General features: G+C 72.9%; 14 protein-coding genes and 1 tRNA gene. 9 read left to right on the top strand and 6 right to left on the bottom strand.

Annotated elements, in window-relative coordinates:
- Positions 1 to 21: 21 nt before the first annotated feature.
- Positions 22 to 1335: a TIGR04013 family B12-binding domain/radical SAM domain-containing protein gene (locus tag AB0B76_RS06140; RefSeq protein ID WP_360370080.1), complete on the bottom strand. Its 1314-nt coding sequence runs from the start codon at positions 1333 to 1335 to the stop codon at positions 22 to 24.
- A gap of 139 nt (positions 1336 to 1474) precedes the next feature.
- Here AB0B76_RS06140 and AB0B76_RS06135 point away from each other — a divergent pair, with 139 nt between their 5' ends.
- The 3 genes from AB0B76_RS06135 to AB0B76_RS06125 all read left to right on the top strand — a co-directional run bounded on the left by AB0B76_RS06135 (position 1475) and on the right by AB0B76_RS06125 (position 3314).
- Positions 1475 to 1642, top strand: coding sequence for a hypothetical protein (locus AB0B76_RS06135; RefSeq protein WP_360370077.1), 168 nt, complete (start codon positions 1475 to 1477; stop codon positions 1640 to 1642).
- 112 nt (positions 1643 to 1754) lie between these two features.
- Positions 1755 to 1827: transfer RNA gene (locus AB0B76_RS06130), tRNA-OTHER, on the top strand.
- Between the two features lie 32 nt (positions 1828 to 1859).
- Positions 1860 to 3314 carry a hypothetical protein gene (locus AB0B76_RS06125; RefSeq protein WP_360370074.1) on the top strand — a complete coding sequence of 485 codons (1455 nt, stop codon included), beginning with the start codon at positions 1860 to 1862 and terminating at the stop codon, positions 3312 to 3314.
- Between the two features lie 100 nt (positions 3315 to 3414).
- On the opposite strand, the gene AB0B76_RS06120 is transcribed toward AB0B76_RS06125, so the two are convergent.
- The 5 genes from AB0B76_RS06120 to AB0B76_RS06100 all read right to left on the bottom strand — a co-directional run bounded on the left by AB0B76_RS06120 (position 3415) and on the right by AB0B76_RS06100 (position 8083).
- Entirely contained in the window at positions 3415 to 3879 is a 465-nt protein-coding gene (locus AB0B76_RS06120) for a hypothetical protein (protein WP_360370071.1), read from the bottom strand.
- Between the two features lie 2 nt (positions 3880 to 3881).
- Entirely contained in the window at positions 3882 to 4439 is a 558-nt protein-coding gene (locus AB0B76_RS06115) for a winged helix-turn-helix domain-containing protein (protein ID WP_360370068.1), read from the bottom strand.
- Positions 4440 to 4590: 151 nt separating this feature from the next.
- Positions 4591 to 4980, bottom strand: coding sequence for a hypothetical protein (locus AB0B76_RS06110; protein WP_360370065.1), 390 nt, complete (start codon positions 4978 to 4980; stop codon positions 4591 to 4593).
- Positions 4981 to 4991: 11 nt separating this feature from the next.
- Positions 4992 to 5888: a ParA family protein gene (locus tag AB0B76_RS06105; RefSeq protein WP_360370062.1), complete on the bottom strand. Its 897-nt coding sequence runs from the start codon at positions 5886 to 5888 to the stop codon at positions 4992 to 4994.
- On the bottom strand, positions 5885 to 8083 hold the full coding sequence (locus tag AB0B76_RS06100; RefSeq protein WP_360370059.1) for a UvrD-helicase domain-containing protein: 2199 nt from the start codon (positions 8081 to 8083) through the stop codon (positions 5885 to 5887). Before AB0B76_RS06100 ends, AB0B76_RS06105 begins: the two co-directional genes overlap by 4 nt.
- Before the next feature lie 140 nt (positions 8084 to 8223).
- Here AB0B76_RS06100 and AB0B76_RS06095 point away from each other — a divergent pair, with 140 nt between their 5' ends.
- From AB0B76_RS06095 to fabF, 6 genes are all read left to right on the top strand, one after another.
- Positions 8224 to 9231 (top strand): cellulase family glycosylhydrolase, encoded by a 1008-nt coding sequence (locus AB0B76_RS06095; protein WP_360370056.1) that lies wholly within the window; start codon positions 8224 to 8226, stop codon positions 9229 to 9231.
- A 129-nt stretch (positions 9232 to 9360) separates the two neighbouring features.
- Positions 9361 to 10590 (top strand): helix-turn-helix domain-containing protein, encoded by a 1230-nt coding sequence (locus AB0B76_RS06090; protein WP_360370249.1) that lies wholly within the window; start codon positions 9361 to 9363, stop codon positions 10588 to 10590.
- A 170-nt stretch (positions 10591 to 10760) separates the two neighbouring features.
- Entirely contained in the window at positions 10761 to 11918 is a 1158-nt protein-coding gene (locus tag AB0B76_RS06085) for an acyltransferase domain-containing protein (protein ID WP_360370053.1), read from the top strand.
- Entirely contained in the window at positions 11915 to 12877 is a 963-nt protein-coding gene (locus AB0B76_RS06080) for a beta-ketoacyl-ACP synthase III (protein WP_360370050.1), read from the top strand. The genes AB0B76_RS06085 and AB0B76_RS06080 overlap by 4 nt, the downstream gene beginning before the upstream one ends.
- Before the next feature lie 53 nt (positions 12878 to 12930).
- Positions 12931 to 13176, top strand: coding sequence for an acyl carrier protein (locus AB0B76_RS06075; RefSeq protein ID WP_223097536.1), 246 nt, complete (start codon positions 12931 to 12933; stop codon positions 13174 to 13176).
- A 66-nt stretch (positions 13177 to 13242) separates the two neighbouring features.
- A complete protein-coding gene (fabF, locus tag AB0B76_RS06070) occupies positions 13243 to 14460 on the top strand; it encodes a beta-ketoacyl-ACP synthase II (RefSeq protein WP_360370047.1) in 1218 nt (405 codons plus the stop codon).
- Positions 14461 to 14536 lie beyond the last annotated feature (76 nt).

Raw genomic sequence — 14536 nt, 5'->3', positions numbered from 1 at the left:
CCAGGAGGCTGCGTCGCCCACCTATTCGGATGCCGGGCGAACCGGCAGCAAGGTGCGGCTTCGGCCCGGTCGCGGATAAGCTTCCGCAGCGGCGGCGAGCCGTGTCGCGTGTTCACGTTGACGCTGCCAGTGCCCGTACAGCGCGCCCTGCTGCGAGAGCCGGTCGACCGCCTTGATCGTCTCCGGGTCGACGTCGCCCGGGGCGGCATCGCGCCAGGGCGTACCGGGCAGCGGCATGAAGGTGTGGGCGTGGATGCGCGCGCCGAGCGAGGCCAGCTCCGTAGCGAGCTTGAGCGAGGCATCGATGTCGGTCTGGTCTTCGCCAGGCATGCCGAAGATCATGTCAACGTTGATCCGGAAGCCTTCCTCGATACCGAGCCGGGCCGCCCGCCTGACCTCCTCGACCCCGTGCCCCCGCTTCGCCGCCTCGAGCACCCGGTCGGACCCGGACTGCGCCCCGACGATGATGTTGTTGTTCGCGCAGTACTTCTTGACGAGCCGCAAAGCAGAACGGCTGACGTGCTCGGGCCGGATCTCGCTGGGGAACGAGCCGAAGAAGACGCGCCCGTTCGGCCCGATCCCCTCCTTGCACGACGCGAGCAGCTCCTCGACGGCGTCGAGGTTCGGCGACTCGTCCTGGCTGCCGTACGACAGCGCGGTCGGCGTGATGAACCGGACGTCGCGCAGCCCGCGCTCGCGCATCTGATCCACGTGCCAGCGCACGTTCTCCACGCTGCGATGCCGGAACCGCGCCGAAAACATAAAGGGCGTCTGGCAAAATCTGCACGAAAACGCACATCCCCGAGTGATCTCAAGGGCGTTGAACCGGTGCCAGCTCAATGAGAACCCGCGGAATGTGTCCAGCGGCAGCCGCTCCGGCCGCCCGGTCTTTACCACCTTGCCGGTCTCATCGCGGTACGCCAGGCCGGTCACGCCGGTCGGATCACCTCCCGCGTCGACCAGCTTGAGCAGCGTGGTCTCGCCCTCGCCGATCGCCGCGACATCCCAGCCGGCGTCGAGCGTCTGCACCGGCTCCGCCGTGGCGTGCACGCCGCCGGCCACATGCAGCGCGCCAGGTGCCGCCGCCTTGATGGTCTTCAGCTCGGCGGCGAGCGCCTCGGCGTCGGGAGAGTAGAACGACCACAGCACCAGCACCCGCTTGGCGCGGCTCAGTCCGGCCTCGATCTCGGTGATCGTCGCCTCGGGGGTCTCGGCGAAGACCACCTCGTACGAGGTGGCGGTGTCGTGCTCTTCGAGTGCGCCGAGCAACACGTGGAAGCCGTAGGTCACGGCCTTGCGGTAACGCAGCACCAAGACGAGGTCGGGGTTGCTCACAGCGACATTCTGCCAGTGCAACGGTCGGCCAAAGGTTCGACGTCGTCCTGGTCAAGCCGACCGCTCGGCTACGAACACGCCGCGCCCCGGCTGGCCTACGACCAATCCCTGCGCCTTCAGCGCGACCGCAGCGAACTGGATGACCGCTCCGTGGAAGACGACGATCCGCTCCACCTCGCAGCAGGGCGCGCTGTACGGCCACTGGCAGCGCCAGCGCGAGCACGCGGCGAGGCTCGCGGCCGCGGAGGCGTACCCGCGCCCGGGCCGCAGCCGGACGCTGCTGCCGATCCGGCCCGCCGCGGAGTAGCCGGCCCGCACGCCGCTCGACGCGCGTGCCGCGAGGCTCGGGGCCGCGAGGCTCGGGGCCGCGAGGCTCGGGGCCGCCGCGGAGTAGCCGGCTCGCGTATCATCCGCGCGGCGAAGTCGTAGCGCAGGGGTCGTCGCGCCTTGACATCACGCAGGAGGACGCCGGTTCGAGTCCGGTCGGCTTCGCCGCTCAGGCTTGGCTCGGGGGTGTGGCACGGGTGGCTGGCGGACCGTTCGCCGAGCTGGACCACTGGCGGCTGGCCCGCCGGTACGCGGTTCCCGGCTGGATGATCGCCGAGTGCACCGCGGCCCGTGAGCGCGCCGACTGGCGCGCCGCCTGTGCCGCCGCCCGCGTCACGGTCGCGTTCGGCGAGCCCGGGCCGGAGGCCGCCGAGCTGCTCGCCGGGTTCGCGCCCGACCTGCTGCGCTGGCACCTGCCCCGCTCGCGGGGCGGTTCGGCGACGCTCGCGGCCGGGCTGCGGTACGTGCTGGCGCCCGACGGCCCGGTCGGCGCGGACACCGTCGTGCTCGAGATCCGTTCGCCGGACTGGTCGACGGGGTCGCAGCGGCTCACCCTGCACGCCGGGCGCGCGGGTGACCTGGCCGAGGGGCTGGTGGTACCGCTGCCGCCGCATTTCTGGGATGCCCGGCGGGCCGGCGAGCTGCGGGCCGAGCCGGAGATCCACGGCCTCGGGGCGGTCGAGGCGTGGAACGCGGCCGGGTGGACCGTCGACGAGGCGGTCATCGACTCGTGGGGGCTGCCCGGGATGGAGATGCTGCGCCCGGCGGACCCGCGGTTCGCGGCGCGCGAGGTGCGGCGCCTGGCCGCCCAGTTCGGGCGGGAGTCGTGGGCGCTGCGGACGGTACAGTTTCAGCGGGCTTCCGGGTGGCGCGACTGGCATCTGCGCCTCGAGGTGGCCGGGGATCGCCTGCGGGTCACCCGCGACACGACCGGCGCGCGGGCGCCGGGTGCGGAGCCGTGCCTGCATCCGGAACTGCTGCGCGGGCCGGTCGACGCGGAACTGGTCCGGCACGGGCGGATCGACGCGGCGCAGCTGCATCCGCTGGTCCGCGACGCGCTGTTCCCCGGCGCCGCCGACGGCCTCGCGCGGCCCCTGCTGCCCGGTGGCTTCGCCGGCGAGGAGCGGGTCCGGGTCCGCTGCGGCCGCGACTGGCACTGGATCGCGCTGCGGGCCGGCCACCTCGAGCTGCTGCACCCCCACACCGACGACGAGCGGCGGCGCGAGGCGACGATGCGGGCCCTCGGCGGGGCCGTCGGCGGCTGCATCGAGGCCGAGCGCATCTGGCACGGCGGTGCCGGCAACATGCCGAGGCGGCTGCGGGAGTACCGCGCTGAGCTGTGGCGGCGCATGGAGCACGGCGGCGGCCGGGTGGTGCTGGCGCTGCTGGACGCGGGCCTGGACCCGCACCTGCGCGACGCCAGGGGCCGCACCCTGCTGCACCGCATCCACCAGTTCGAGCATCCCGAGCTCCTGCCGCGCCTGCTGGCCGCGGGCCTCGACGTGAACGCCCGGAGCCGGCGCGGGTACACCCCGATGTGTGAGGCCCTGGTCAACTCGGCCTCGGCCGAAGTGCTCGCGGCCCTGCACGAGGCCGGTGCCTTCCCGCCGCTGAGCCGGCCGGATCAGGTCCGGCTCGCCGCGCATCCCTGATCCGCCCGAGGACCATCTCCCGCGCCGCGCGGACCGTCGCCGCGGAGGCGCCCGGGGGCCCGCTGGTAGGCGACTTCCAGCACGGCGACCGGCCGGCGGATCAGAGCGGACTCATTTGGTCCAGCACCCTGGCGGCGACGTCGATGATCTGCTCGACCTTGGGCACATCACGCGCGACCTCATCCGCGTTGATGCCAGGTGCCCCCGCGGAGGGATACTCCACCTGGTTGCGGCGCCGCCGGAGGCGATCGAACGGGCGCAGCGCTCCACCGAGTGGCGGGTCGAGCTGAGCCGAGACCGCATCACGTACCGCGATATGGCCGCCCCGGCTCGTGGCCCGCACGCCTTGGTTCTCCAGCACTGCGACGAGGGCCTTGCGGGCGGCGTCGTACAGCAGCTGATAAGCGCCAGCGGGATCGGAGGCCGCAATCGCTCCCGCCGACGCAAGGTGCCGGCGGGCCTGGGACAGGAGGACGTCGGCGTGATCGCGGCTGGGCGGTACACGCTCCAACTCGCCGCGCGCGATCATGCCATCCAGTGCCTCGCGGCCCTGCTGCCATCTCACGGTCATTCTCCGGGTTGGACGATGGGGTACGACGGACGCGACCGTACCGAAGCGAGGAAAGGATCGTCGCCGGCCGACCGCCAGATGTCGGTCGACACGCGGTGAATATTGACCTCACGGCCCAGTTGCCCTTCGGCGACGCGGGCCGCGTCCGCCAGGTCGTCCTCGTCCGCGTCCCCCACCACCAGTACATCGACGTCGCGCGGTGGAGGACCGGCTTCACCGGCATAGCGGGCGGCCCATGACCCGTAGATGTACGCCTCATCCACGCCTTCCACGGGGGGGAGGAGATCGGCCAGGACAGCGGCCGGACCGTACGTCAACGCGAGCAACTCGGTGAGCGGGCGGGCGAGAGGGTTGGTGAGGTCGGCCTGCAGCAGGCGCAGGTTTCCCCGCCGCTCTTCGCGCACGAGTCCGGCCTGGACCAGGTGACTCGCCTCCCGGCTGACCGTCGACTGGGAGACCTTGAAGCGGCGGGCCAGCTCCGTCGCGGAGCAGCTCAGGTCGGGGTGCAGGTACAGCCACGCCAGCAGCTCACCGACCAGCGGCGAGCGCAGCACTGGAAGCAGCCGAGACCTTACTTGCATATCCTGCATAATACCTTGCACGATGTGCAAGTACTGGATGGGAAGCGTGCCAGGCTGGCGTGGATCTTGAGGGGGGTGTGGGTGGAGCGAAGCTCCCCCACCGCGAGCGCAGCGAGCCAGGAACTCAGCTCAGCGCGAGGCTGTCCAGGCGGCGGCCGACCTTGGCGTCGACGATCGCGGTGACCAGGGCGGCCTTCGTGGACTTCGCCGGGGCCGCCACGCCCAGGACCTTGGCCAGCTCCTTGGTCTGGGGCACGGTCAGCTTCAGGTCGTTGACGTACTGGATCGCGGCCTGGCGGGTTTCCAGCTGCGACAGCATCGACTCGATCTCGCTCACCGGGCGCGACAAGGCCGGAGCCGCCGCCGGGGTCCGGGCGGGGCGGCCGCCCTTCGGGACCAGCTCCAGTTTCGCCGCGCCCGAGGCCAGGTCGGCCAGCTGGTCGGCCGGGAGGGTCTTCACGAAGGCGGCTACGCGGAGCAGTACCTCGTGGGCGAGGTCGGCCGGGTCGGTCATGGAAGCTCCGCTCAGATTCTCGTGCGCGCCAGGAACTCGCTCGTCAGCTGTTGCAACTCGTATCGTAGGTTCTCGATCGCGGGGGTGCCCGGCGGTGCCAGCACCACGGGGACCGCGCGCAGGCCCGCCTCCGTCACGGCCGACTTGTTGTCCCGGACCGTCTGGCGGAAGACCGGCATCTCGATCTCCGTCGTGGCCTGGACCGAGGTCTGCTGCGTGTTCAAGGGGCCGTTCGCGGTGTACTGCACCATGGTGTACACCACCCCGGCGATCTCGGGGTTGATCGGGTGGCCGGCGACCGAGTTGTACTCCTCGACCAGTGCCGACAGGCGCGTGCGCAGCAGGTCGATGCCGAGGGTCGACAGGTAGTCGGGGCGGGCCGGGACGACCACGTGGTCACTCGCCACGAGGGCCGTGCGCGTCACGAGGTTGAAGTTCGGCGGGCAGTCGATGAGCACCGTGTCGTACTTGTTGAACGACTGGTCCGCGAGCGCGTCCGCGAGGAGGCGGTACACCTGCAGGTACCGCGGACTGCTCTTCTGGAATCTGGAACCGCCCAGGCCGGCCGCCAGGTCCAGGTCGGCGTCGACGAGGCCGAGCTGGGAGGCGATCAGGTGCAGGTTGCCGCCGAGCGGCTGGACGAGGGCGTTGACCGCGTGCGGGGCCAGCACGTACTTGAACAGGGGCTCCGGGGCGCGGGTCGCGATGAACGCCTCGAACCAGGCGCGGATCGTCGGCTGCTCGTCGAAGTCGGAGGGGCGGTAGAAGGAGTACGTCAGGCTGGCCTGCGGGTCCAGGTCGATGAGCAGCACCTTGCGGCCCCGCGCGGCCAGCTCGGCGCCGATGTTCGCGGTGATCGTGGTCTTGCCCACGCCGCCCTTGTAGTTGATGACCGACACGACGCTCATCGGCTGTGGCGGCCCTTCGGCCGGTCGCGGCCCGCTCGCTCGTCCAGCAGGGCCGCGGTGCGCTGGAGCACCTCGTCCCACAGCGGTGGCGGCGAGCCGCCGGCGACCATCGCGGCCAGGTCCTCGGCCAGGCGGTCGAGCAGCGAGAGCTCGACGGTCGGGTCGGGGTCGGGCTCGATGACGCGGCGCTGGCGCGGGATGCGGTTCGTGACGTCGCGCGGGGACTCCAGCGGCAGGGTGTCGCCGCTGGCCACGATGTCGAGGTAGCGGATGGTGCGGGTGAGGGCGACGAAGAGCAGCCGGTGCCCGCGCGGGTCCTCGGCGACGATCTCCTCCGGCTCGACCACGATCACCGCGTCGAACTCGAGGCCCTTGGCCTCCTGCGGGGAGACGAGGTTGAGCGCCCGGTCGAGCTCGCCCTGGTCGGCGCGGCCCCACGGCAGGTCGTTGGCGTGCAGCGCGAACTCGAGCTCGGCGCGCAGGACCGCCGGGCAGATGATGCCGACGAACCGGTTGGCGTCCAGGTGCTCGCGGGCGATCTGGGCCACCCGGCCGGCCCGCTCGACCGGCTCGACGACGTGGGTGCCGGGGTCCTGCGGGCCCTCGCGCACCACGCGGATCGGCTCGGCGCCGGGCGCGGCGATCGGCAGCAGCATCGCGGCCAGCTCGTACACCTGGCGGGGCACGCGATAGCCGTACCGCAGGCTGTGCAGCACCCGCGGCTGCAGCGCCGGCAGGTGGCCGGTGACCTCGTCCCAGGAGTCGCGGGCCCAGGCCCCGGTGGACTGGGCCAGGTCGCCGACCAGGGTGAACGAGCCGTTGGCGGAGCGCCGGCCGATCGCGCGCAGCTGCATCGGGGAGAGGTCCTGGGCCTCGTCCACCACGATGTGGCGGTAGCGGCCGGTCGTGCCGTTGACGAGCTCGTCGAGCTCGTCGAGCAGCGGTACGTCGGCCGCGCTCCAGACCTGCGCGGAGAGGCGGTCGGCGCCGCGCCGGTACAGCAGCAGCGTCTCCTCCTCCGTGAAATGCCCGGCGGCAGCCGCGGCGAGGCGGGTGCGGGAGCCGAACAGGCTGCGCAGGAACGCGGCCGGGCTCTGCAGCGGCCACAGCCGCTCCAGCAGGTTCTCCACCGGGGGCAGGCGCTCGGCCTCCAGCGGGCCGCCGCGGTCGCGGACGAGCTCGGCGAGGCGGGCGCGCAGCCGCTGGCGGCGCAGCGCGTAGTGCCCGGCGGACTGGCGGGCGACCGCGACCGCCTCGGCCACCTCGGCGCCGGTGAGGGTGAGGAAGCGGCCGTCGAAGAGCATCCGCTCGGCCGCCTCGGGCGCGCCGATGCGGGCCTCGAGCGCCCGGGCCAGGAACCCGGCCATCCGCGAGTCGCCCTTGAGCCGGTGGGCCGCTGGCTCCTCCTGCCGGCCGCGCTGCACGGGCGGCCCGAGCTGGTCGATGTCGACCTGCTCCACGTCGGCGTCCCCGAGCGAGGGCAGAACACGGCGGATGTACCTCGTGAAGGCCGGGTGCGGGCCCACGACGAGCACGTCGCGCGGGCGGAGGCGGTCCTGCTCGTTGTAGAGCAGCCAGGAGACCCGGTGCAGGGCGACCGCGGTCTTGCCGGTGCCGGGGCCGCCCTCGATGACCAGGCAGTGCTCGAGCGGGAAGCGGATGAGCTGGTACTGCGCGGCCTGGATCGTGGCGACGATGTCGTGCATCTCGCCGGTGCGGCCGCGGTCGAGCTCGCCGAGCAGCGCCGCGTCGGGCCCGTCGAGGGCCTCGACCGCCGCGGCCAGCTGCTGGAAGACCAGGTCCTCGAAGTCGAGGATCCGGTTCGCCTCGGTGGTGAAGGTGCGCTTGCGGGCCAGGCCGCGCGGATCTTCGTGCGACGCCTCGTAGAACAGCTCCCCGATCGGGGTCTTCCAGTTGACGACCAGGACCTGGCGCTGGTCGTCGAAGATCGACTCCCGGCCGATGTAGAAGAACTCCCGGTCGGCCTGGTCGACCCGCCCGAAGGCGACGTCCTGGTCGGGGCCGGCGAGCGCGTCGCGACGGCCTCGGCGGAACCCCGCCAGCCAGCGGCCCGCGCCGGCGTTGGCGGCGGCGTCCGGGGTCTCCCCCAGCTCGGCGCGCGCCCGTTCGCGGTGCTTGTGGGCGAGGTCGAAGTGTTGCTGCTCAGCAGCGATCTCGGCTGCCTTGGACTCCACGGAACTCCCTTTTCGCACGCTGCGTGCGCCTCACGCTACCTTGCGCCAGGGAGGGCGGTCGATCCCCGCGCGGCCGAATCACCCTCGGACAACGGGTGGATGGCACCGGCCCGGGTAGCGCCTCACCCGTGGTCAAACGGATGGTGGTCAGGTCGGCGTTTCCCGCGCTACTCCTGGCCCTGCTGGGGGCGGCGTACGTCACCCCGGCGCGGGCCGGCGCGACCGACGGCATCCACGTGGCCGGCGGCCGGCTGACCGAGGCCGGCGGCGAGCCGCTCGTGCTGCGGGGGGTCAACCACGGGTACGCGTTCGGGCACGGTCCGGCGTCGGTCTTCGACGACATCCGCGCCACCGGGGCGAACGCGGTGCGGGTGGCGCTGGGCACGGGGCACGAGTGGCCGGCGACGCGGCCGAGCGAGGTCGCGTCGATCGTGTCGCGGTGCAAGGCGGCCCGGCTGATCTGCGTACTCGACGTGCACGACACGATGGGCTACGGCACCCAGCCGGGCGCGGCGACCATCGCCGAGGCCGTCGACTACTGGCTCACCCTGCGCGACGTGCTGCGTCACCAGGAGTCGTACGTCGTGCTGAACATCGCCAACGAGCCGTCCGGCCATGCGGTGGACGCGGACTGGCTCGACACCACCGAGGCCGCGATCGCCCGGCTGCGCAGGGCCGGGTTCGCGCACGCGCTGATGGTCGACGCGCCGAACTGGGGCAACGACGCGTTCCGGGTGATGTACGACCACGCCGCCGCCGTGTTCGCCAGCGACCCGCAGCGCAACGTGGTCTTCGACGTGCACATGTACGGGCCGTTCGACACCGCGGAGAAGGTGGCGGCGTACCTCGGGCACTTCGTGGCGCAGCGGCTGCCGATCGTCGTCGGGGAGTTCTCGTCGATCCACGAGTACGGCGACCCCGACGAGGACGCGATCATGGCGTTCTGCCAGGCGTACGGGCTCGGATACCTGGGCTGGTCGTGGAGTGGCAACAGCCCGCAGTACGAGTACCTGGACGTGGTCGCCGGCTACCGGCCCGGGCGGCTGACGGCGTGGGGGCGGCGGCTCGTCGACGGCACCAACGGGCTGCGGGCGACGGGGCGGACGGCCACCGTGTACGGACGGCTCTGGCTGGCCGCGGCTCGGTGAGCCCGGCGGCTCCGGCTCGCGGCGGCCCGGTGAAGCCCGCGGCTTCGGCTCGCGGCGGCCCGGTGAGGCCGGGCGTGCAAAGCTATGCGGGTGAACGACCTGGGACCGGACCTTCCGGAGCTGCCGGAGGTGCTGGGCGGTCTTGACGCGAGGCCGCCCGCGGCGCCGGGCCCGCTGGAGGACAGCGTCCGCTCGATCGAGCGGGCCGCGGGCGCGCTCGCCACGGCGAGCGTCGCGCGCATGGACGAGACGCTGCTGTGGTTCCGGGAGCTGCCCGCCGACCAGCGGGCCTGGGTGATGCTCGTCGCCCAGGCCGGGGTGCGCTCGCTTGTCGAGTGGCTGCGCAACCGCGACCAGGACGGACCCGCGCCGCCGGACAACTCCGAGGAGTTCTTCGACGCCGCGCCGCGCGCCCTGGCCCGCTCGATCAACCTGGGGCAGACGGTCCAGCTGATCCGGGTCACCATCGAGGTCGTCGAGGAGCACCTGAAGCCCCTGGCCGCGCCCGGGCAGGAGAGCGCGCTGCGCGAGGCGGTGCTGTACTACAGCCGCGAGGTCGCCTTCGGGGCGGCGCGCGTGTACGCCCGGGCGGCCGAGACCCGCGGCGCCTGGGACGCCCGGCTGCAGGCCCTGCTCGTCGACGCGCTGCTGCGCGGGGACTCCTCCGACGTGCTGGCCAGCCGCGCGGCCGCGCTGGGCTGGGCCGACGCGCCCCCGGTGGCGGTCGCGGTCGGCCGCTCGCCGGGTGGGGAGGCGGCGGCGGTACTGCACACCGTGTACCGCGCCGCCCGCCGCATCGGCGTGGAGATCCTGGGCGGCGTGCACGGCGACCGCCTCGTCGTCGTGCTCGGCGGGGCCGCGGACCCGATGGCCGCGACCGAGCGCCTGCTGGTCGGGTTCGGCGACGGGCCGGTCGTGGTCGGGCCGGCGGTACCGTCGCTGGACGAGGCGACCGAGTCCGCCCGCGCGGCCCTGGCCGGCTTCCGCGCCGCGCCCGCCTGGCCCGCCGCGCCCCGGCCGGTGGCCGCCTCCGACCTGCTGCCCGAGCGCGCCCTCGCCGGCGACGCCGAGGCGCGGCGGATGCTGCGGCAGGAGGTCTACGGCGCGCTCGTGCGGGCCGGCGGGGAGCTGCTGGAGACGCTCGACGCGTTCTTCGCCGGCGGAGGGGTGCTGGAGAGCGCCGCGCGGGGACTGTTCGTGCATCCGAACACGGTGCGGTACCGGCTGCGGCGCATCGGTGAGGTGACCGGATTCACCCCGCTGGTGCCGCGGGACGCCTTCGCGCTGCGCATCGCGCTGACCATCGGCCGGCTGGACCCGCTCGCCCCGGCCGCGGCGAGCCCGCCCACCTCGGGGTGATTTGCCCGTTTATCCGGTCCGGGACGTGAACAACGGGCCGCGACGGGTAACGGCGCGGTGCTGTTGGCACAACACCACGCGATCTTTTGTAGGGTTCCTACAAGTGAGGTCGTTCACTTTGGTGTCTCGCGCTACCGCGGGACCGTAGGGGATCCGGAACAGTCATAGACGTGCTCGCCGTACTCGCTCCCGGCCAAGGCTCGCAGAAGCCCGGTTTCCTGGCCCCCTGGCTCGCCCGGCCCGGCGTGGAGGCCCGTCTGCGCTGGTGGTCCGCGCTGTCCGGGGTCGACCTGGTGCATCTGGGCACCGAGGCCGACGCCGAGGAGATCAAGGACACCGCCAAGACGCAGCCGCTGCTCGTCGCGGCCGCGCTGCTGACCGCCGAGCACCTGCCGCTGCACGACGCCGCGGTCGTCGCCGGGCACAGCGTCGGCGAGCTCGCCGCCTCGGCCCTGGCCGGCGTGCTGAGCCCCGAGGCCGCCGTCACCCTTGCCGGGGTGCGCGGCCGCGAGATGGCCGCCGCCTGCGCGCTGGAGCCGACCGGGATGAGCGCCGTGCTCGGCGGTGAGCCCGACGAGGTCGTCGTGGCGATCGACGCCGCCGGGCTCTACGCGGCCAACCGCAACGGGGCCGGCCAGATCGTCGCGGCCGGGTCGCTCGCGGGGCTGGAGAAGTTCGCCGCCGAGCCGCCCGCGCGGGCCAAGGTGATCAAGCTGCAGGTCGCGGGGGCGTTCCACACGCCGTTCATGGCCCCCGCCGAGGCCGCGCTCGCCGCGGTGGCGTCGGGCATCACCGCCGGTACCCCCGAAAAGATCCTGCTCTCCAACCGTGACGGCACGCCGGTCGGCCACGGCCCGGCCATGCTGCTGCGCCTGGTCCGCCAGGTCACCGCCCCCGTGCGGTGGGACCTGTGCATGCAGACCCTCGCCGACCTCGGCGTCACCGCGATCGTCGAGCTCGCCCCGGCCGGCACCCTGGCCGGCCTGGCCAAGCGCGCGCTCAAGGGCATCGAGATCGTCACCGTCAACACGCCGGACGACCTCGCCAAGGCGCGCGACGCGATCGCGCGCCACGGCTCGGCGGCCGTTGCCGCGCCCGGTGTCTCCGGGGACAGCGTCGCCGTCGCCACCGGCGCCGGGACGTTCACTCCGGCTTTTTCCGAGGGCGACCGCGTCGAGGCCGGCCAGGTCATCGGGAGCGTGCAGACTGCACACGGCCCCGTCGACGTGGCCGCGCCCGGCGCCGGCGTGCTCACCGAGTGGCTCGCCCGCCATGACGACCCGGTCGCCCCCGGCCGGCCGCTCGCCCGCATTGGAGGCCAACTATGACCCCGGCTACTCCGGCCGCCGGATCGAAGATCCTGGCGTTCGGCCACTACCAGCCGCCCCAGGTGGTCACCAACGACGACCTGTCCAAGGTGATCGAGACCAACGACGCGTGGATCCGCGACCGGGTCGGCATCGCCGAGCGGCGCGTGGCCGGCGCCGAGAGCGTCGCCGACATGGCGATCAACGCGGCCGGCAAGGCCCTCGCGGCCTCCGGGCTCACCGCCGCCGACATCGACACCGTCATCGTGGCCACCTGCAGCTCGGTCGACCGCTGCCCGAACGTGGCCACCCGCGTGGCGGCGAAGCTCGGCATCAACGCGCCGGCCGCCTACGACCTCAACACCGCCTGCTCCGGCTTCTGCTACGGCCTGGCCGGCGCGGACCACGCGATCCGGGCCGGGGCCGCCCGCAACGCCCTGGTCATCGGGGCCGAGAAGCTCTCCGACGTGGTCGACTGGACCGACCGCACCACCGCCGTGCTCTTCGGCGACGGCGCGGGCGCGGCCGTGGTCAGCGCCGTCGCCGACGGCGAGCGGCCGGGCATCGGCCCCGTGGTCTGGGGCTCGGCGCCGGAGAAGGGCGACGTGCTCAAGATCGAGGGCTGGCGGCCGTACATCAAGCAGGAGGGCCAGGCCGTCTTCCGCTGGGCCACCACGGCCATCGCCCCCTACGCCCAGGCCGCGCTCGACCGGGCCGGCGTGGAGGGCAAGGACATCGCCGCGTTCGTCGCCCACCAGGCCAACACGCGGATCATCGACGGGATCGTCAAGCGCCTCGACCTGCCCAACGCCGTGATCCTCAAGGACCTCGTCGAGTCGGGCAACACGTCGGCCGCGAGCATCCCGCTGGCCCTGTCCAAGGCGATCGAGAGGCACGAGATCCCCTCCGGTGCGCCGGTGCTGCTCTTCGGGTTCGGCGGAGGCCTGACGTACGCGGGTCAAGTCATCTACTGCCCGTAGCGGTCTGTTCATCTTTCATCGACGAGCGCGTCAACCCTAGGAAGGAAAGCTCTATGTCCACCCGTGAAGAGATCGCCGAAGGCCTCGCCGAGATCCTCGAGGAGGTCGCCGGGGTCAACCCCGACGACGTCGCCGAGGAGAAGTCGTTCACCGATGACCTCGACGTCGACTCGCTGTCCATGGTCGAGGTCGTCGTGGCGGCCGAGGAGAAGTTCGGCGTGAAGATTCCGGATGACGAGGTGCCGAACCTCAAGACCGTCGGCGACGCCGTTTCGTACATCGAGAAGTCGCAGGCCTGAACCGCCGCCGGGGTCCCGACCGGGGCCCCGGCACACCAGGGTCAGCCGTTGAGGAGTTGTTGAGCAGTGAGTGTTGAGGTCGTCGTCACCGGCTTGGGGGCCACCACTCCCCTCGGTGGAGATGTGCCGTCCACCTGGGACGCCATGCTCGCCGGCAAGTCCGGCGTGGCGCCGCTGACCCAGGACTGGGCCGCGCAGCTGACCGTCCGGATCGCCGCGCAACTCGCGGTCGAGCCGACGGAGAAGATCGACCGGGTGCAGGCCCGCCGCCTGGACCGCAGCGAGATGACCGCGATCATCGCCGCCCGGGAGGCCTGGGCCGACGCCGGCTCGCCCGAGGTGGACAAGGACCGGCTCGCCGTCAGCGTCGGCACCGGCATCGGCGGCGCCCAGACCCTGCTCAACCAGGACGACATCCTGGAGGCCAGCGGACCCCGCAAGGTCTCCCCGCACACCGTGCCGATGCTCATGCCCAACGGGCCCGCCGCCTGGATCGGCCTGGAGCTCGGCGCCCGCGCGGGCGTGCACTGCGTGGCCAGCGCCTGCGCCACCGGCGCCGAGGCCATCGCGCACGCCCTCGACCTCATCCGGCTCGGCCGCGCCGATGTGGTCGTCGCCGGCGGTACCGAGGCCGTCATCCACCCGCTGCCGATCGCCGGCTTCGCCGCCATGCGCGCCATGTCGGTGCGCAACGACGACCCCGAGGCCGCGTCCCGCCCCTGGGACAAGGGCCGCGACGGCTTCGTGCTCGGCGAGGGCGCGGGCGCCATCGTGCTCGAGCGCGCCGACCACGCCCGTGCGCGCGGGGCCCGCATCTACGCCCGGCTCGCCGGGGCCGGACTCAGCTCCGACGGGTACGACATCGTGCAGCCCCACCCCGAGGGCGACGGCGCGGTGCGGGCCATCGAGTTCGCCCTCCGCGACGCCGGCGTCGTCAAGTCCGACGTCGTGCACGTCAACGCGCACGCGACCTCGACGCCGGTCGGCGACCTCGCGGAGATCAAGGCGCTGCACCGCGCGCTCGGCGACCACCCGGTCCTCACGTCGACCAAGTCGATGACCGGGCACCTCCTGGGCGCGGCGGGCGCGGTCGAGTCGATCGCGACGATCCTGGCCGTGTACCACGGGGTCGTACCGCCCACCATCAACCTCGACGACCCGGACGACGGCCTGGACCTCGACGTGGCGACGCACAAGGCGAGGCACATCGAAATCCCGGCGGCGCTGAACAATTCCTTCGGGTTCGGCGGGCACAACGCGGCGCTGGTCTTCGCGCGCGTCTAGCTTTTCCTTCCGGTCGCGGCCGGCACCCAGGTCTTCCTTGGGTGCCGGCCGCGATTTGTCGGGCGTGAGCACTCAA

It is taken from the genome of Dactylosporangium sp. NPDC049140, assembly GCF_040648435.1.
The sequence above is the reverse complement of the archived record's forward strand: the minus strand, read 5'-3'. Positions and strand labels throughout refer to the sequence as shown.